18 protein-coding genes and 1 other annotated feature are annotated in these 18,144 nt (G+C 37.3%); of the genes, 1 reads left to right on the top strand and 17 read right to left on the bottom strand.

Going from position 1 to position 18,144, the window contains the following annotated elements; genetic code table 11:
- Positions 1 to 380 precede the first annotated feature (380 nt).
- From rplT to infC, 3 genes are all read right to left on the bottom strand, one after another.
- The gene (rplT, locus tag RV14_RS06235; RefSeq protein ID WP_071855434.1) at positions 381 to 740 is read right to left on the bottom strand and encodes a 50S ribosomal protein L20; all 360 of its coding nucleotides are present in this window, start codon (positions 738 to 740) and stop codon (positions 381 to 383) included.
- Between the two features lie 53 nt (positions 741 to 793).
- Positions 794 to 994, bottom strand: a complete 201-nt coding sequence (rpmI, locus tag RV14_RS06230; RefSeq protein ID WP_071855433.1) for a 50S ribosomal protein L35 — start codon at positions 992 to 994, stop codon at positions 794 to 796.
- A 71-nt stretch (positions 995 to 1,065) separates the two neighbouring features.
- Positions 1,066 to 1,590: a translation initiation factor IF-3 gene (infC, locus tag RV14_RS06225; RefSeq protein ID WP_071855432.1), complete on the bottom strand. Its 525-nt coding sequence runs from the start codon at positions 1,588 to 1,590 to the stop codon at positions 1,066 to 1,068.
- Between the two features lie 42 nt (positions 1,591 to 1,632).
- Positions 1,633 to 1,757 (bottom strand) — a sequence feature (ribosomal protein L20 leader region).
- A 401-nt stretch (positions 1,758 to 2,158) separates the two neighbouring features.
- Here infC and RV14_RS06220 point away from each other — a divergent pair.
- Complete coding sequence (locus tag RV14_RS06220; RefSeq protein ID WP_071855431.1) at positions 2,159 to 3,529, top strand: lytic polysaccharide monooxygenase; 1,371 nt, start codon at positions 2,159 to 2,161, stop codon at positions 3,527 to 3,529.
- A 196-nt stretch (positions 3,530 to 3,725) separates the two neighbouring features.
- Here RV14_RS06220 and fni read toward each other — a convergent pair whose 3' ends face one another.
- The 14 genes from fni to rhaB form a co-directional block, all read right to left on the bottom strand.
- Positions 3,726 to 4,769 carry a type 2 isopentenyl-diphosphate Delta-isomerase gene (gene fni, locus RV14_RS06215; RefSeq protein WP_071855430.1) on the bottom strand — a complete coding sequence of 348 codons (1,044 nt, stop codon included), beginning with the start codon at positions 4,767 to 4,769 and terminating at the stop codon, positions 3,726 to 3,728.
- A complete protein-coding gene (locus RV14_RS06210; RefSeq protein WP_071855429.1) occupies positions 4,753 to 5,850 on the bottom strand; it encodes a phosphomevalonate kinase in 1,098 nt (365 codons plus the stop codon). The genes fni and RV14_RS06210 overlap by 17 nt, the downstream gene beginning before the upstream one ends.
- A 12-nt stretch (positions 5,851 to 5,862) precedes the next feature.
- Complete coding sequence (mvaD, locus tag RV14_RS06205; RefSeq protein ID WP_071855428.1) at positions 5,863 to 6,840, bottom strand: diphosphomevalonate decarboxylase; 978 nt, start codon at positions 6,838 to 6,840, stop codon at positions 5,863 to 5,865.
- Positions 6,833 to 7,780 (bottom strand): mevalonate kinase, encoded by a 948-nt coding sequence (gene mvk / locus RV14_RS06200; RefSeq protein ID WP_071855427.1) that lies wholly within the window; start codon positions 7,778 to 7,780, stop codon positions 6,833 to 6,835. The genes mvaD and mvk overlap by 8 nt, the downstream gene beginning before the upstream one ends.
- Positions 7,781 to 8,352: 572 nt before the next feature.
- Positions 8,353 to 9,156, bottom strand: a complete 804-nt coding sequence (locus RV14_RS06195) for a gluconate 5-dehydrogenase (protein ID WP_071855426.1) — start codon at positions 9,154 to 9,156, stop codon at positions 8,353 to 8,355.
- A gap of 19 nt (positions 9,157 to 9,175) precedes the next feature.
- Positions 9,176 to 10,018, bottom strand: a complete 843-nt coding sequence (kduI, locus tag RV14_RS06190) for a 5-dehydro-4-deoxy-D-glucuronate isomerase (RefSeq protein WP_071855425.1) — start codon at positions 10,016 to 10,018, stop codon at positions 9,176 to 9,178.
- A 14-nt stretch (positions 10,019 to 10,032) separates the two neighbouring features.
- Complete coding sequence (locus RV14_RS06185; protein ID WP_071855424.1) at positions 10,033 to 11,040, bottom strand: sugar kinase; 1,008 nt, start codon at positions 11,038 to 11,040, stop codon at positions 10,033 to 10,035.
- 6 nt (positions 11,041 to 11,046) lie between these two features.
- Positions 11,047 to 11,691: a bifunctional 4-hydroxy-2-oxoglutarate aldolase/2-dehydro-3-deoxy-phosphogluconate aldolase gene (locus tag RV14_RS06180; protein ID WP_071855423.1), complete on the bottom strand. Its 645-nt coding sequence runs from the start codon at positions 11,689 to 11,691 to the stop codon at positions 11,047 to 11,049.
- A gap of 105 nt (positions 11,692 to 11,796) precedes the next feature.
- On the bottom strand, positions 11,797 to 12,549 hold the full coding sequence (locus RV14_RS06175) for an IclR family transcriptional regulator (protein ID WP_071855422.1): 753 nt from the start codon (positions 12,547 to 12,549) through the stop codon (positions 11,797 to 11,799).
- Positions 12,550 to 12,672: 123 nt separating this feature from the next.
- Positions 12,673 to 13,824 (bottom strand): lactaldehyde reductase, encoded by a 1,152-nt coding sequence (gene fucO / locus RV14_RS06170; RefSeq protein WP_071855421.1) that lies wholly within the window; start codon positions 13,822 to 13,824, stop codon positions 12,673 to 12,675.
- Positions 13,825 to 13,964: 140 nt separating this feature from the next.
- Complete coding sequence (gene rhaM, locus RV14_RS06165) at positions 13,965 to 14,276, bottom strand: L-rhamnose mutarotase (RefSeq protein ID WP_071855420.1); 312 nt, start codon at positions 14,274 to 14,276, stop codon at positions 13,965 to 13,967.
- A gap of 1 nt (position 14,277) precedes the next feature.
- Positions 14,278 to 15,123 carry a rhamnulose-1-phosphate aldolase gene (gene rhaD / locus RV14_RS06160; RefSeq protein ID WP_071855419.1) on the bottom strand — a complete coding sequence of 282 codons (846 nt, stop codon included), beginning with the start codon at positions 15,121 to 15,123 and terminating at the stop codon, positions 14,278 to 14,280.
- Positions 15,124 to 15,136: 13 nt separating this feature from the next.
- A complete protein-coding gene (rhaA, locus tag RV14_RS06155; protein WP_071855418.1) occupies positions 15,137 to 16,393 on the bottom strand; it encodes an L-rhamnose isomerase in 1,257 nt (418 codons plus the stop codon).
- Entirely contained in the window at positions 16,380 to 17,840 is a 1,461-nt protein-coding gene (gene rhaB / locus RV14_RS06150; RefSeq protein WP_071855417.1) for a rhamnulokinase, read from the bottom strand. Before rhaB ends, rhaA begins: the two co-directional genes overlap by 14 nt.
- Between the last annotated feature and the right edge of the window lie 304 nt (positions 17,841 to 18,144).

Here is an 18,144-nt window from a genome sequence, read left to right as displayed (position 1 = left end):
GTGACTGTAGGAATATCTCCATAAGTTAAACCAAAAAATCTAACTTTAGTCGGTATTTTTATGGCTAACATAGCTTTGAAGTTAAACTAAAGACGTTCACGAATACTCAAATAAAAACAGTGCACATCATTATCTAATAAAGAACTATTTTATAGTTTTTTTAAATACACACATCTATACAACTGATTCAACATCACATAAAAAAAGACGGATCAACCGCCTATAAACATTTATACCATGTAACCAAACAAGGAAGTGAAGAAACTGCTTTGCTTTTCGATCATTACATGACAAACGGCACTAATCTAAAATCTCCGGGTCAAAAGAAAAACCCCGCTCAATGAAGGCGAGGTATACGTTGAAACGATAACGTTTTTTGATCATTTAGTCAAAGCGTCTTTTGCTTGGTCAGCTAATGCAGTAAATGCTGTTGCATCGTTTACAGCCAAGTCAGCTAACATTTTGCGGTTGATGTCGATTTCAGCTAATTTCAAGCCGTGCATCAATTTTGAGTAGCTTAAGCCATTCATACGAGCCGCTGCATTGATACGAGCAATCCACAATTTGCGGAAATCGCGTTTCTTTTGACGACGATCGCGGTATGCGTAGTTGTATGAATTCATTACCTGTTCTTTTGCTGTTTTAAATAAAGTGTGTTTTGAACCATAGTAACCTTTTGCTAATTTTAGCATTCTTTTACGACGTTTACGAGTGACTGTTCCACCTTTAACACGTGCCATGTATAATTCCTCCTAATAAAAATAACTCTTCAAATTTCGTTCATTTGTATTATTTATTTCATTTTTGCTAGTTGTTGACGAATACGTTTGAAATCACCGCTAGAAACGATGCTTGCTTTACGCAATTGACGGCGTTGTTTTTTTGTTTTACCGTGGAAACGGTGACTTGTAAACGCACGAAAACGTTTTAACCCGCCTTTACCAGTACGTTTGAAACGTTTTGCTGATCCGCGGTGTGTTTTTTGTTTTGGCATGACTATATTTCCTCCTCAAAATCTTTCGTTATCCGACACTCGGCTGTTTCACAGCCTGTTCGTCATTCAAATTACTTACTGTCGTTTTTCGGTGCCAGCGTCAAGAACATGCTGCGTCCATCCATTTTCGCTTTTTGTTCCACTGTTGCAACATCAGCAGTTTCTTCTGCTAAGCGATCTAAGACTTTTTGACCAATTTCTTTATGGGTAATGGCACGGCCTTTAAAGCGGATAGAAGCTTTTACTTTATCGCCTTTTTCTAAAAATTTACGTGCATTACGAAGTTTTGTATTGAAGTCATTTACGTCAATTGTTGGACTCAAACGTACTTCTTTTACATTGATCACTTTTTGTTTTTTACGCGCCTCGCGGTCTTTCTTTTGTTGCTCGAAACGGTATTTTCCGTAGTCCATGATTCGCGCAACTGGTGGTTTCGCACTTGGAGCAACTAACACAAGATCTAAATTTGCTTGTTCGGCAATCCTTAATGCTTCTGTTTTTGACTTCACTCCTAGTTGTTCACCATCTGAACCGATCAATCGTAACTCACGTGCACGAATGCCGTCGTTAACCATCATATCCTTTGCTATGGTCATTCACCTCCAAATATTATGAGAGAAAGAAAAGCTTACCGAAGAACGGTAATAAAAAAACGAGTTCTCTTATAGAACCCGCACATAATTCACCTAAAAGAACCAGTGAAACTATCCAGCCCAGCGACCTTGTCAGCTAAGGCGAGAAGCGGGTGCTTCTGCTTTTATTTCTCAACTTCAAAAGTCTAACACAGCTTTCCTATTCTGTCAATCATTCTTTCCCTCTCTTTTTGCATTCTATATATAATTGTTATTAAATAAATAGACAAAAATATTTTATCATTTATTTTTAATTTTTGTTCTTTCCTTTTTTCAAACCCCATTTTTAGATAGCTTATTTTTCTTCTTAATTAAAATAAATATTTTTATTAACAGCCTCTATATATTAATCTCCTAATATAAGTAATATTCATTTTATTTTTGAATTTTTTCATTTCTTTCCCAAATAATTATACAGATTGATTGGAATTCCTTTTTTAATTATGTTATCCTAAATATATATAATATAATAATTATTTTTATTTTATAATTATTTTATTATATAACTATTTTAATATAAGGGAGGAAAACAATGAAAAAAAATAGATTTGCCTTATTACTTTGTTCAAGTGCTTTATTAGGAGTTTGTTTGATGATGGGAGAAGAACAAGTAGCTGCTCATGGTTATGTAGAGTCTCCACCTAGCCGCGGGTATCAAGGAGCGCTGGAAAAAGATATGCTGAGTTATGGAATCGCTTTTGATAAATATGGAGGCGTTATCAATAATCCACAATCCTTAGAAGCGAAAAAAGGGTTCCCAGATGCTGGACCAGCGGATGGACATATTGCTTCTGCTGAAGGTGGATTTGGTCAAATTGGCGATTTAGTTCTTGATAAGCAAACATCAGATCGTTGGACAAAGCAAACGATCAATCAAGGGCCTATGAATTTCACTTGGCTTTATACCGCAGCTCATTCAACTTCTAAATGGCATTACTATATGACAAAACCCGGTTGGGATCCAAACGATCCATTAGATCGTGATGATTTGGAACTAATTGGTACAATTAAACACGATGGTTCTGATGCAGATACCAATTTAAGTCATACCATTAACATTCCAAAAAATCGGTTAGGTTATCATATAGTTTTAGCTGTCTGGGATGTCGCAGACACGCCGAATGCTTTTTACAATGTAATTGATGTAAATGTAAAAGGTGAGGCAGCCATTCCAACGGCTCCGTCGGCTCCCAAAAACGTCCGTGCAACGAACGTGACTTCCAAATCGGTTACATTGATGTGGAATGGGCAGAGTAATACAATTTCTTATAATATTTATCGTAATGGTTTATTGATAGGAAATTCTGTTAACGCTGAGTTTGTAGATACTAATTTAAAAGAAAAAACAACTTACCTCTATGAAATCGAAGCAGTGGGTCAAGGCGACTTGACCTCAAAGAAAACAGCCATTTCAGTGACTACAGTTGCTCAAAGCAGTGAAGAAAAACCAACGGCTCCTAAGCATCTTCATGCGATGGAAACAACAAGTAATAGTGTCTCTTTAATGTGGGGAGAATCTTCTCATACTCAAGGAATTAAACGGTATGAGATTTATCGCGATGGAAAAAGAATTGGTTCTACTTCAACCACGGTCTACAATGATAGCGAGTTGGCTGCTAATACAACCTATACATATACCGTTAAAGCTATTAGCAATTCTAATGAAAGCTCTGATTCAAGCAATGCACTAAAAATTACTACAGCTAAAAAAGAAGAAGAGGTTCCTGAGATTGAAGGAAGACAATGGGTGTTAGGAAGTTTTTCAAATCCCCAGCTATATACGACTAACAAAGAGGTCATTTACAAAGGCAAGCGCTATATCACTCTTCAGACTCACGTGAACTACGGTGACTCTACTTGGGCACCAGATCAAGCACCGATCTTGTTTCGTCTGATTAGCTAATCCACCTGTACCGATATTTTTCTCTTCAAAAAAGAAAATGAGCGTGAAGTAAAGAATACTTTTACTTCACGCTCTAAACACAGATAAATAGCGAAAACAGAAACAATTCTTTCGGAATTAAACACTTCTGTTGTGTCCTCATTTTTTCTATCTTTATAAACTTTTCTTTTTAGCGATTTTTTTACGTTCTTAAAATCTACTGGCGTTTTCCATATTTGGTTAGTGAAATTCCTCTTGCTTCACACCATTCTTTGGTGGCACCAGAAAAAATCAGTGGTTGATGCTGCAAGTCTTGAACGGTTTGGGCTCCCACCATGGTGAAAAGCAGTTGAAGTTCTGCTTGCCATTGCTTGATTAACTGAATGGTTTTCTCCACACCATGATTCATTAGGCTAGTTAAAATGGTTCCTGAAACGCCTACTGCTTTTGCACCGAGACAGAGTGCTTTGAAAATATCAAAAGCATGTCGAATGCCACCCGAAGCAAGAACTTCTACTTGATGTTGGGCTTCATCGGCTTCTAAAAGAGAAGTCACAGTAGATTGTCCCCAATCTGTAAGATAATCAAACTCTCTTTTAATGCGACGAGCATTTTCAATTTGTGTGAAGCTTGTTCCACCTCGGCCACTAATGTCTACTGTGCGAACGCCTAATTCTGCCAATTCATCAATAGCTTCTCTCGTCATACCGAAGCCAACTTCTTTAACGATTAAAGGAATCGAAATGCCATGATTGATTTCTTTGATTAACTCTTTCCAATTTGAAAAATCCCGATCGCCTTCAGGCATTACTAGCTCTTGTGGAGCGTTGAGATGAATTTGCAGAGCATCTGCATGAAAAAGATTGACGGCTTCTTGTGCTTGCATAAGTGATGCACCGGCACCGATGTTGGCAAGAATTATTCCTTCTGGATAGACCTCTCGCATGATTGTATATGTATCAGCTAAAAAAGGATCTTTTAACGCCGCACTTACCGAACCGGTTGCAATCATCAAATCTGTTTCTTTGGCAATCACAGCTAAATCATGGTTAATTTTTTTCGTTTTTTCACTTCCGCCAGTTATAGCATTAATATAGAAGGGGCATTTTAATGTTAAACCTGCAACTGCTGTTTGAAGTTCAACCTTCGCTACAGCAGTTTGAGGTAGCGGGTTATGAACGAGGCGAACTGTATCAAATTCATTGTTTTGCTTGTCGTAAAAAGCTTTGGCTAATGAGACATGTTCATCTTTTCGATTCATCCATTTTCCTTTCTTGATCATTGTATACATGTAATGGCAAGGGCGTAATCTCGGCGTGTTCCCAAGCACTCATTAAAGGCAAGATTCCTGATTTTTGATCCACGATGACGATTCCACAGTCACCACCGCCTGCTCCAGAAGATTTTGCGGCACCTTCATATTCTTCGGCTAAACTGCATAATTTATTCAAAGCGGGCGTTTCAATCAATACACCAGTAATGGCAGATAGTTCATGGAGCAGCTGCCGATTTTGCCTGATCATCGCTTGAATTAGTTTAATGTTATTTTCTTTAAAGCCTTGAATCATTTTATGAACGCAGCACGTGCTGTCTTGTAAAAATTTTTGGTAGGCAGCCATTTTTTCTGTCCGAGAGCGATGGACTTGATCGACAAGATCAGAAGTAGAAGCAGGACTACCTGTCCAGCCAATCAGTAAACGAAGGTCTTTAGGCGCTGGAAGAAGTTCAATGGATAACCCCGGCCAATTCATTTCTAATAATTTGGTGATTGGGTATTGTTTTTCTTGTTTTTGCAGCCATTGATGATCAAATGTTGAAAACGCAATCCAGCTCCCGTAACAACTGGCTGCAATGTCCCCACAAGAACCGTTATCTTGAACAGCTAAGTTGGCTAAGGCTGCAATTTTGAATATCTCAATCTGCGTTAAATTTAGTGCATAAAAAATATTTAATGCTTTAACTGTTGCGACCGTTACTGCTCCACTTGAACCAAGTCCATATTTTCGACCGTTGGAACTATCTAGTTCGCTTGTTACTTTCAAATCATAAAAAGACAGAAGAATATTTTTTTCTTGGGCATATTTTTCGGTTAAACGAATAGCTGCCAGAATATAATGAAATGGGTTTTCACGAATATCTAAGACTAGTTCACCGTTGCGACGCGTCCAACGAATCGGCATTCCACTGTATTGTTCGGATTGAATACTGCCTACTTTTCGCGCGGATGCGACGGTTACAGTAACAAATTGATCGACGGCAACGATAATTGCCGGATGTCCAGTTTCGACAACTGCATATTCTCCAGCAATATAAAGTTTTCCCGGTGCGGATACTTCAATCATAAAAATCTCCCTTTATTCAATAATCATAATTCCCGGTCCCGAAAAAGATGAAATTACTTGTTGGCTGCTAAATAAGTTACTAAATGTTTCTTGAATAGTTGCTAAATGTTCTTTTTGGACGAGTACTTTTACATTTGGACCGGCATCCATTGTAAAATAGCAAGGAATTCCGCTGCTTCTTAACTGGTGAACTGCTTGCATGGCTTTTAAACTGTCAGGTGACCAATAAGTAAATGGCGGATGAGCGGCTAATGTTGTTCCGTGCATCTTTAAGCAATTTTGTTCCATTGTTTCACCTAAAAGCTGAAAATTTTTACTTTGAATTGCTTGTTTTAATTGGCAAAGATCAGTTTCAACAGAATCGATCCATCCTTGATAAAAACTTGAAGTTTCCACTGTTCGACGCATACCTTCACGACTTGAAACCTCTTTTTTTTGGTCGTTCAGTAATAAAAAAACCATCGCTAATTTTTCTTCAAAGTGATCAGAAGGGATTGGATGGGCATACGAACTTTCATCATCATACCCTTTTTCCCATTCGACAAAACCACTAAAAATACTGCGACAAGCGGATCCGGAACCTCTGCGTGCCAGCCTTGATAAAGATCGATCATCTAAATCTAAGTACAAAGCTTTGTTACAAGCTCCTGCTAAAGCGGCCAATCCGCTTGCAGAAGAAGCCAATCCGGCAGCAGTAGGAACAAAATTCTGACTAATAACTTTTGCTTTTTTAGTTGTGTTAGCTTTTTTTCGAGCGATATCTAAAAAAGCGCTAATTTTTTTGGTAGTTTTTTCATCTTGTAATTGTTCATTTAAATAAAATTGATCTTTTATGAACGTATCAGAAAACATCACTTCTGTTTCAGTGTAAAAGGCATCAAGTGTAAGTGATAAGCTGTTGTTCATAGGAAGAATTAATGCTTCGTTTTTTTTGCCCCAATATTTAATAAGAGCAATATTCGTATACGCTCGTGCTTTACCTTTAAACATAGGTATGTACTCCTAATCCTTGAATCCAAGTGGCAGCGGCACCTGCTTGTAAAAGTGCCGCGCTAATCTCTTGGGCTTTTATTTTTGTTTGTGCTAGAGCAATCATGCAGCCGCCTCGTCCGCCGCCAGTAAGTTTTGCGCCTAATGCACCGCTATTTCTGGCTGTTTCAATCAATGCGTCAAGGCAGTCATTACTGATAGTTAAAATTTTTAAAATTTGTTGAGCATCATTCATCGCTTGGGCCAAATGATGGGGATTGTTTTCTATAATCGCTTCTTTTGCTTGCCTTGTTAAATCACCGAGTTGTTGAATCTTTTGTCCGACTTTTTGCCGGTTTTTTTCAAATAAATGGGCCACATCTTTGACTGCTGCACGTGTTTGTCCTTTGATTCCTGTATCAGCAACAATCAAAAAAGCATCGATATTTAAAGAAAAATAATCAACAGGACGTCCTTTCACAAAATAAATAGGTTCTAAACTGCTTGTTGCTGCAGCATCAATACCACTAGGATTCCCATGGGCAATTTTTTCTGAATTTTGAACATTTGTCAATAGCTGTTCACGAGAAAGTGGTTGGTTCAGATAATCATAAAATGCACGTGTAACCGCAGTAGCAACGGCGGCACTTGAGCCCATTCCTCGCTCGGCAGGTATCGTACTATGAATGGTTAAGTGAACCGACTCTTTTATTTGATATTCTTTTTTTAGGTTACGCACTAACTGTTTAATATTTTTTAATACCTGGGGTGCCCGGGTTAACGTTCCCGCATAATAGGAAGAAAAAACCTGATCCGTTGGCGAAGCAGATAGTTCTTTTAACAAAGCCACTACTTTTGCCGCATGAAAGGGAAAAGCAATAGCTGGCTCACCATAGACAACTGCATGTTCGCCCATTAGAATAATCTTACCACTTGATTCCCCTTGACCATAATTTGCCATAATTTAACTCCTTCTTTTGTCTCCACTACTTTTTGCGCAAAAAATAAAGCGCTCTGGACTATTTGCGCTCATGAACAGAATTTCTAACATGGAAGTTCAAAAAACAAGTCAACCTTATTTTACTAAAACCATTCAAGAAGTAAAACAAAGAATACGTTTTAAAAAAAAAAAAAAACTTTTTTTTAAGAATTTTTTGATTTTATTTTTGTCTATTTCTATGTGACTGTTATTTAACGACAGCCACCAACTAGAATTAAAAGGAAACTTCACCTATTCAAAAGCAAATTAGAGTAAAATAGCGTGATTATTTTAGCAAGCAGATGAAGTCATTTAAAAAGATACTACCTTTTTTAGTAAATTTAAACAAACCTGTCAAGAATAGTAAAACACTATCTTTTATTAGAATGAAATTATAATAATAGATCAATACAAACAACTAATTATAGATACAAAGCAAAAAAGTAGGCTATCCCCTCAATTTCTTTTTAAGGAGAGAGCCTACTTTTAGTAAAGCACTAATTTATTCACATCATCTAGATTTAACAAAGCAATCTATCAAAAAGCTACTTACTTTAAGGCTGTTTTCCAATATAAGCAAGGATTCCCCCATCTACATACAAGATGTGTCCGTTAACAAAATTAGATGCTGGTGAAGCTAAAAAAACAGCCGGTCCTGCTAAATCAATCGGTTCCCCCCAACGTGCGGCTGGTGTTCGACCTATAATGAATTGATCAAAGGAATGTCTCGTTCCATCAACTTGTGTTTCTCTTAAAGGAGCAGTTTGCGGTGTAGCAATATAACCCGGTCCAATCCCATTACATTGAATATTGTATTGACCATATTCAGAAGCAATATTTTTGGTCAACATTTTTAAACCACCTTTTGCCGCAGCATAGGCACTTACAGTTTCACGACCTAATTCGCTCATCATAGAACAAATATTAATAATTTTTCCACCGCCATTTTTAATCATGTCTGGAACAACTGCTTTTGACATAATAAACGGGGCAGTCAAATCAACATCAATTACTTGACGAAAATCAGCTGCATCCATTTCAATCATAGGAGTACGTTTAATGATTCCTGCGTTATTGACTAAAATATCAACTGAACCAATTTCTTCTTTAATCTGTGTAATCATTTCTTGTACCGCATTTTCATCTGTTACGTCACAAACATAGCCCTTAGCATCAATTCCAGCTTCTTTATAATGTACCAGTCCTTCGTCAACTGATTCTTGAGTTAAATTATTAAAAATAATTTTCGCTCCTGCTGTAGCTAACGAACGTGCAATTTCAAAGCCAATTCCATAAACAGCTCCCGTTACTAAAGCAACTTTTCCGTCCAATCGAAACAGTTCCATATTAAAATTCATTTTTTGCTCTCCTTTTTGATTATTTTAATTGATCCATTTGAACCATGTCCATATCCGTATATGTAATGTTTTCTCCACACATTGCCCATATGAATGAATAATTACTTGTACCGACTCCTGAATGAATTGACCAGCTTGGTGAAATGACCGCTTGTTCGTTATTTACCACTAAATGCTTGGTTTCATCTGATTTTCCCATCATATGAAAAACACGCGTATCTTTATTTGCATAATCAAAGTACACGTAGGCTTCCATCCGACGTTCATGTGTATGGCAAGGCATCGTATTCCAAGCACTGCCCGGCTCTAAAATGGTATACCCCATTTGCAGTTGACAACTTTCGCAGACATTTGGATGGATATATTGATAAATTTTTCGTTCGTTCAATGTCAGCCCTTCACCAGTTTCCATCGGCTTTACTTGATCGATACTGATTTTTACATTAGGATATTTGTGATGAGCCGGTACACAGCTAATATAAAACTTTGCTGGATTGTTAACATCTTGAGAGGAAAAGAGCACATGGCGTGTTCCTTTACCAATGTAATAGCCATCTTGCTTTTTCATTTCTTCTTTTTGCCCGTCAATGACGATAAACCCCGGTCCACCAATATTGATGACACCCATTTCCCGTCGTTCTAAGAAATAATTAACGCCTAGTTCTTTGTCTAACTCGATTTCCAGCGCTGTTTCAGTTGGAGTAACTCCGCCAAAGATCATTCGATCATTGTGTGTATAAGTCAAATGAATTTTCCCTATTTCAAATACTTTTTCCACTAAAAATTCTTTTCTTAATTGTTCGGTTGAATAATGCCGAATATCTTCCGGACTATGTGTATAACGTGTTTTCATTTCTTGCATGTTTTCTACTCCTTTTATCGAATAATTTTTCCAGAGCCGCACGCTAGAAATTGCGCGACTTCTTCTTCACTAAATTGATTGCAGTCACCATGAACTGTATGCTTCAAAACAGAGGCAGCAGTAGCAAAATCAATAATTTCTTGTGGAGCCTTACCGGTTAATAAGCCGTGAAGTACTCCACCTGCAAAAGCATCACCGCCACCTACTCGATCTACAATTGACGTAATTTCATGGAGACAAGATTCTTTGTATTCATGATTCATCCACAATGTTCCCGTCAATTCATTTGTACTAGCCGAGCGAACCATTCGATTGGTTGAATAAAATACCTGAATATTCGGAAATTTTTTCTGCATCTCTTGGTAATAATAAATAAGTGACTGTTTTTCTGATGGAGGTGCTTCTTTAATTCCTAACAAATGAAGAGCATCCTTTTTGCCAGCCGAACAAATATCAACTAACGGTAAGAGCTGTGTCACTACCTTGCTTGCTTCTTGTTGTGTCCACAATTTTCCTCGATAGTTGACATCAAAACTAATCAAACAGCCTGCTTCTTTCGCAACTTCCATCACTTGTTTTGTCATGTGCGCCCAGTTCTTAGATAACGCTGGTGTAATACCTGAAATGTGGAAAACATCCGCGTCTTTGAATAAAGCAGCCAATGACCATTCTAAATGATCCATTTGTGAAAAGCTGGACCCAGCACGATCATAAATGACAGAAGCAGCACGTTTCCCTACGCCTGCTTCCACGTAATAAGTACCAAGTCTTGATCCACCTAATAATACTTGTTGCGTATCAACCCCATAGCATTGTAAATGTTTCTTGACCGCTTTTCCCAACGCATTATTAGGTACTTTGGTTGCAAAAACAGTTTGATGCCCATAATTAGCCAAAGAAATGGCTACGTTTGCCTCTCCTTCACCGTAATGAGCAGAAAATTGTTCACTAGCATCAATCCTTGTTCCTTGCTTTGTAGACAATCGCAACATGATTTCTCCTAAAGTTACTATTTTCCCCATCCTCGGCTACCTCCTGATTTCTGCCATTTTTGCTGCATATTGCTGAGCAACTTCTGTTACTTTATCAAAATCACCAGTCGCTACTGGCGCTAACAGGTTTCCTCCTACTCCCACAGTGACAGCTCCTTCCGCAAACCATTCTTTCATGTTTTCTAAATTTACACCACCAGTAGGCATCACATTGATTTGCGGCATAGGAGCTTTAAAAGCAGAAATGATGCTTGGTCCATAAGCGCTTCCAGGAAATAGCTTAACAATATCTACCCCGCTTTTTAAAGCCGTCGACACTTCAGTGATTGTCATACAGCCGGGCAAATAAGGAATTTGATAGAGATTACAAAGTTGCGCCGTTTCATCATCAAAAGAAGGACTGACAATATACTCTGCACCAGCTAGAATAGCCAAACGAGCGGTAATAGCATCTAAAACCGTTCCTGCACCAATGACTATATTTAATTGATCATTGTAACAAGCCCGAAGTTCCTTAATTACTTGATCCGCTTGTGGTACGGTGAATGTCAATTCGATACCAGTTAACCCGCCTTTAATAATGGCATGGCAAGCGTTTAATGCTTCTTCTTTATTTTTTCCCCGTACCACAGCAATTACTCCTGCATTTTTTAAACGCGATAAAATACTAATTTTTTTCATTCTCTCCACCTATTTCCTATATAGAAATTTTTATTTTCGAATCAGAAATTTATATTTCTATTATAGGGCAGAAAAGAGAAAATGCAAACGCTTTTCAATTTAAATTTAGATTCTTTTTTCAATTTCTTTTTTGGTTTGCGTCAACGCATGGATAATTTCTTTTTTTAATTTATCCGTTAAGCGATATTTAGGCATGCTTACACTAAAAGCACCGATAGCCTGATCATTTTTCACGATTGAGGCTCCTATGCAAAAAATATCTCTTTCAATTTCTTCATCATCAAATGCCACGTGACTTTCTTTGACAGTTTGAATTTCTTTTTTCAAACGTAAAGCATTCGTAATCGTGTACTTTGTATAAGGGACCAGTGGATGTGTTTCAAGATAAGCGGTATATTGTTCTTCACTAAACTCCGCCAATACTGCTTTTCCCATTGCTGAATTATAAAGGGGACGTGTAATACCGATTTTAGAAGACATGCGGATAGTTTGGTGTTTGGGTTCCAACTTATTAACATAGAGAATTTCATCATTATCTATAATTCCCAAATGAATGGTTTCATCGATTTTTTTCTGAAGTTTTTCTAAAAATGGCAAAGTCAGTTCCACTAGATCCATTTGTTCAATATTTTTATTCGCATACCGAATAAGTTTTGCTCCTAAACGATAATTTTTTTCTGAATTTTTGTTAACATAGCCGATCCTCAGTAAAGTATCTAAAATTTTTAGAACAGTGGGAGGTGTCATTTCAACTCCTTTTGCAATAACTTGTAAGGAAACATCAGGGTTTTCTGCTAAATAATCCAATATTTTAGAAGCTTTGATTAAAACAGTGCCATAAGGTTTTTTCTTTTCCATATCACATTCTCCTATTTCTTAATAAGAAAAATTATAGCGAAAATCCCTTTTGTTTAAAAGAACTAGAGCGAAATCATGACCTTTTATTTTGCAAACAAGCTAAACTTAACCGTTTTTTTTCTTCTACATTAAACTTTGATAAAGAGTTATAATCTCTTCGATTGTAGCTTCTCTTGGATTTCCCGGAGTACATACGTCACGCAACGCATCTTCGGCAATCGCCGGAATATCGGCTGCTTGCACTCCAAGTTCTGAAATTGTAGCTGGTATTCCTACGGCTTTACTTAAACGATCAATTTCTAAACAAGCAGCATGACGAGCCGCTTCTAAAGACATTTCACTGGCTTTTTCAATTCCCAGCGCTCGTGCAATGTCACGGTATTTTTCCCCAGTGTATTCTTTATTGTATTTCATAATCGTTGGTAAAAGGACGGCACAAGCTATCCCATGAGGGATGTTATACCACGCACTTAACGGATGCGCCATCCCATGGACCAAGCCTAATCCGGCATTTGAAAATCCCATACCTGCGATATATTGTCCTAATACCATTTTTTCTCGTCCTTTTTGATTTCCGTTTACCGAATCTTCTAATGCCTGTCCAATAATTTCAATGGCTTTTAAATGAAACATGTCCGTCATTTCCCAAGCCCCTTTTGTGATGAGTCCTTCAATTGCATGAGTCATGGCATCCATTCCCGTAGACGCTGCTAGTGCTTTAGGCATTCCTTTCATCATTTCACTATCAATAAAAGCAACAATTGGAATATCATGAGGATCGACACACACAAACTTGCGCTGTTTTGTTTCATCCGTAATGACGTAGTTGATCGTTACTTCCGCGGCTGTTCCAGAAGTAGTAGGAACGGCTAAAATAGGCAAGCTTGGTTTTTTAGTAACAGTCGTGCCTTCAAGGCTAATCACATCTGAGAACTCAGGGTTGGTTAAAATGATACCAATAGCTTTTGCTGTATCAATCGGCGAGCCTCCTCCAATTGCAATTAGACAATCTACCTTAGCTTTTTTAACGAAAGCGACACCCTCTTTAACATTTTGAATGGTTGGATTAGGAACAATACCGTCATACAACACATAATCAATCGCTACATGGTCTAAAAGCGTCATCACTTTTGGTGCTACGCCTTGTTCGACCAACCTTTTATCCGTAATGATAGCTGCTTTTTTAAATCCACGACGTCGAAACTCAGGAACAATTTCTGCAATTGCTCCTTTTCCAAAATAAGACGTTTCATTTAAAATTATACGGTTCGTCATTTTTTCCTCCTTGTATGTTTTAGTTACTCAATCAATTAGTTATTCCATTTTACTTAATAGTTATTTTATCTATCATTCTAGTTGCTTTATCCGAATTAGTGCCGTTTAACCCTTTAAATCTTTTGCCTTATCTTTACTTTTTATAATTCGAAAACAGGCAACAGTTCCCAACTAACCGGGGAGGAATCAGGATTTGTTTCCATGACATCTTTCATATATTGCCACCATTTTTGATTAATTGGCGTCTTGGCCATTTTTGACCATAACGTTTCATCTTCAATGACAAGGTACCCAAATAAAACATTTGTAGTCGGATCAAGATAAATCGAATACTCACTTACGCCATGCTCTTGAAGAGCGGTACGCATTTCTGGCCAAAGCTTGTCATGCCTTCTTTTATATTCCTTTTGCTTTTCTGAATAAAGACGCATACAAAAAACTTTTTTTGGCATTTTAACTACCTGCTTTCTTTGGCACTCTCTCTAAATATCCTGCTTTTGGTGCTACATCAAATGCCTCTGCTAAGCGCCAAAGTTTTTCATCTGTAATCGTTTGTAAAATTGGTCCTTGTGCTTTGACATAGGTGTACACTTGTGCTGCTTTTTCTGCTGTTTCAATCAATCCAAAAACTTCATCCATATCTTTTCCTGCACCATAAATTCCATGCTGTGGCCATAAAACTAAACGTGTCTCTTTCATCTTTTTAGCTGTCGCTTCTCCAATTTCAATTGTTCCCGGAACCATCCATGGAACAATTGAAATTCCTTCTGGAAAAACCACCAGACATTCTGTACACATTTGCCATAACGTACGAGTAAACAAACGTTCATCCAACTCATGCGTAAAACTCATTGCCAATAGATGACTCGCATGACAATGTAAAACAATTCGGTGTGCCGGATCCACTTTCAAACGAGCAACATGGCTCATGAAATGGGTTGGAAGCTCACTTGTCGGCAAGCATTCGTTTTCTAACCCCCATAAAAGCTCTAACGTTTGACCATTTTCAGCTATTCGAATGATCCCGAGGTTTTCAGCAGGTGCACTTGCCACATTTTTAAAATACCTTCCTGAACCCGTCACAATGAAATAAGAACCGGCTAAAGGACGCGCATCAAAGGACATTGAAAGACGACGAATCACTTTTTTAGGATCCAAAAATGGCGTGATTTCTTCTTCTTTTAATAAATAAGAGAGATTACCGCCATTACGTTCATCCCACCCTAAACGATAAAGATTTGCAGTCGTTTCGATCATTTCTTTTACACATGGTGCTTGTAAAATATCTATTTTTTTCACCGTTTCACCTTCTCTATTTTCTTAATTCTAATACATTTTTTTGATATTCATTAACTACTTGAAGCCAATCTAATCCAACAGGTACTTGATTTTTGTAGCAGAAGTAATTCCATACATCTGCGTACGGAAAGTCCTTTAGTTCTTCGGTATACGCCATTTTGAATGTAAAGTCAAAAGCTAGTTCCATTTCTTTTAATTGTTCGATGGGTTCTAACATCGCTTTCATTAATGCTTTTTGTGTGTTTCTAGTACCGATGACCCAAGCTGCGATTCGATTGATTGTTGCATCAAAAAAGTCTAAACCAATATTCGTTTTTTCTAATAATTCATTGCGTATCAATTCTCTTGCAATTTCTTGTAATTCATCATCCATCAAAACGACATGATCAGAATCCCAGCGTACTGGACGAGAAACATGCAACATAATGCCTTTACTGAATAAAGCCAAAGAGGATATTTTATTAGAAATCATTTCTGTTGGATGAAAATGGCCGGCATCTAAACAAACTAGCTTGTTTCGAGTTAAACCATAACCTAAATAAAATTCATGAGAACCGACTGTATAAGCTTCCGCACCTAACCCAAATAATTTGCTTTCTACCGCGTCTTGCAGATAGTTTTCATCGAAAGATTCAGTAAAAATCTCATCTAAGGAAGCCATTAAACGTTTCCTTGGTGTAAATCGATCAATTGGGTGATCTTTCATCCCATCGGGTACCCAAAAATTGTTGATACAAGTTTGTCCGGTCTCTTTTCCAAAATATTCTGCAATTTTCCGGCTTCTTTTTCCATGTTCAATCCAGTATTCACGAACTTTTTTATCAGGATGTGCTAATGTTAAGCCATTTTTCATCATAGGATGGGAAAAAAATGTTGGATTGAAATCAAGACCAATTTCTTCTTTTTTAGCCCAATCCACCCACTTTTTAAAATGCTTTGGTTGAATTTCATTTAAATCTACCGTTTCATCTGTATCTAAGTAAATGGCATGCAGATTCAATTTATGTTTTCCCGGTATCAAGGAAAATACTTTTTCTAAATCCTGTCTAAGCTCATCAGGTGTGCGTGGAACACCCAGAAAGTTACCTGTTGCCAAGATGCCACCTGTTAGTTCACCAGTTGATGATAAAAAGCCTTTCACATCATCTCCTTGCCAGCAATGAATAGAAATTTTGATGGTCTGCATCTTTTCCAGCACCGCATCAGTATCAACACCAATTTCTGCATATTTTTCTTTTGCTTGTTCATATTTTTTTTCAATTGTGTTCATATGACACTCCTTTAGCTTTATTTATCAAGCTTTCCTGCTTGTTTTGATTTGGATAAAATATTTCACAAGAAAATGACCGGCGGATCGCTTTTCTAGCATGATGTATGTCTGTAAATTGCTGCATACAAAGCATTTGCATGATTAGATTTCCTATAGCGGTTGCTTCATTCGGACCAGCTTCTACGATCACGCCAGCATAATTAGCTGTCAATTGATTTAATAATTGATTATTTGCACCGCCTCCTACAATATGTAATTTTTTAAGCTTTCGTCCCGTCAAAGTTTCTACTTTAGTTAGCTCCTGCGCATAGCAAAGTGCAAGGCTGTCATATACACATCGTGCAATCTCTCCTACCGTTGTCGGAAGTGGCTGTTTTGTTTCCAAACAATAATGTTGAATTTCTTCGATCATGTTGGATGGCTTTAAAAATCGAGGGGCATTAACGTCAATTACTTGTTGCAATGGTTTTTCTTTTGCTGCAAGCTCCGCAAGATTTGCATAACTATATACGTATTTTTGACTACGAGCCACTTCTTGAATTAACCACATGCCCATAATATTTTTCAAGAAACGTACTGTATGATGTGCTCCCCACTCATTTGTATAGTTTGCAGAAAAAGCAGCACGTGAAACATTGGCACACGTTGTTTCAATTCCTAAAAGCGACCAAGTACCACTACTGATGTAGCCCCACTGTTTTCCTTGACCGGGTGTTCCTAAAACCGCTGATGCTGTATCATGACTGGCTACCGTGATAAATGTAACATCCGGTAAATCGTATTCAGAAAATTTTTCTTTTTGCAAAACACCAAGAATTGTTCCGGGTTCAACTAATGGTGCAAACGAGTCAGTCGAAATACCAACGGCTTTAAGTAGCCTCGGCTCCCACGTTTTCGTTTTAATGTTGAGTAGCTGCATTGTAGAAGCATTGGTTTTTTCTGTTACCATTTTTCCCGTAAAGATATACCCTAAATAATCAGGAATTAAGAGCAGTTTATGGGTTCTTGCTAGAAGTTCTTTTTCTTCGGTAAATAACTGAAATAAGGTATTAAACGGTTGAATTTGGATACCAGTTTGCTCGTATAACTGTTTAAGAGGATAAATTTTTGAAAAACGTTCGACTGCTCCATTTGTTCGATGATCACGATAAGCAATTGGATTACTTAAACGTTCTTCTTGGTCATCAAGCAAACAGTAATCCACTGCCCATGTGTCAATTCCGGCAAAACAATGACTGACTCCTGATTGCTTTAATTTTTCAAATCCGGTTAAAATTTCTTTGATCAAATAGTCCATTTGCCAACGATCGTGCTTGTCTTCTTGGCGAAACTCATTTTTAAAACGATGCACTTCTTCCAAGGATAAATAATCATTCTCATCTTTCACGCTTTTCATTAAGCGTCCACTTGAAGCGCCGATATCTATAGCGATAAATATTGGATTCATCTTGTCACCTCTTTTACTTTATTGACGTTTGATCTTTCATTGATAACAGAAAAGTTTACTCTTAATCCGTTCAATCAATTTATCTGAATATCCTAATGAATCAAAGAATTAAGCAAAATAATTTTGACGCTCAAAAAAGAAAGAGCTTATTTACTTGCATCTACTAATTACTGTTATTTAAAATTTGACAAACCTATCCTGAACTGCCATTTCTTTAATTAAACTTACTTTAACTAAAGAAAGCTTACTTTTCTCTAAAGAATTAGCTCAGTTTTGGATAAAAATGTTATAAGATGACTTATTT

The sequence above is a fragment of the Enterococcus ratti genome, assembly GCF_001886195.1.
Lineage (GTDB): Bacteria > Bacillota > Bacilli > Lactobacillales > Enterococcaceae > Enterococcus_B > Enterococcus_B ratti.
This window is presented reverse-complemented; position numbering and strand designations above follow the sequence as displayed.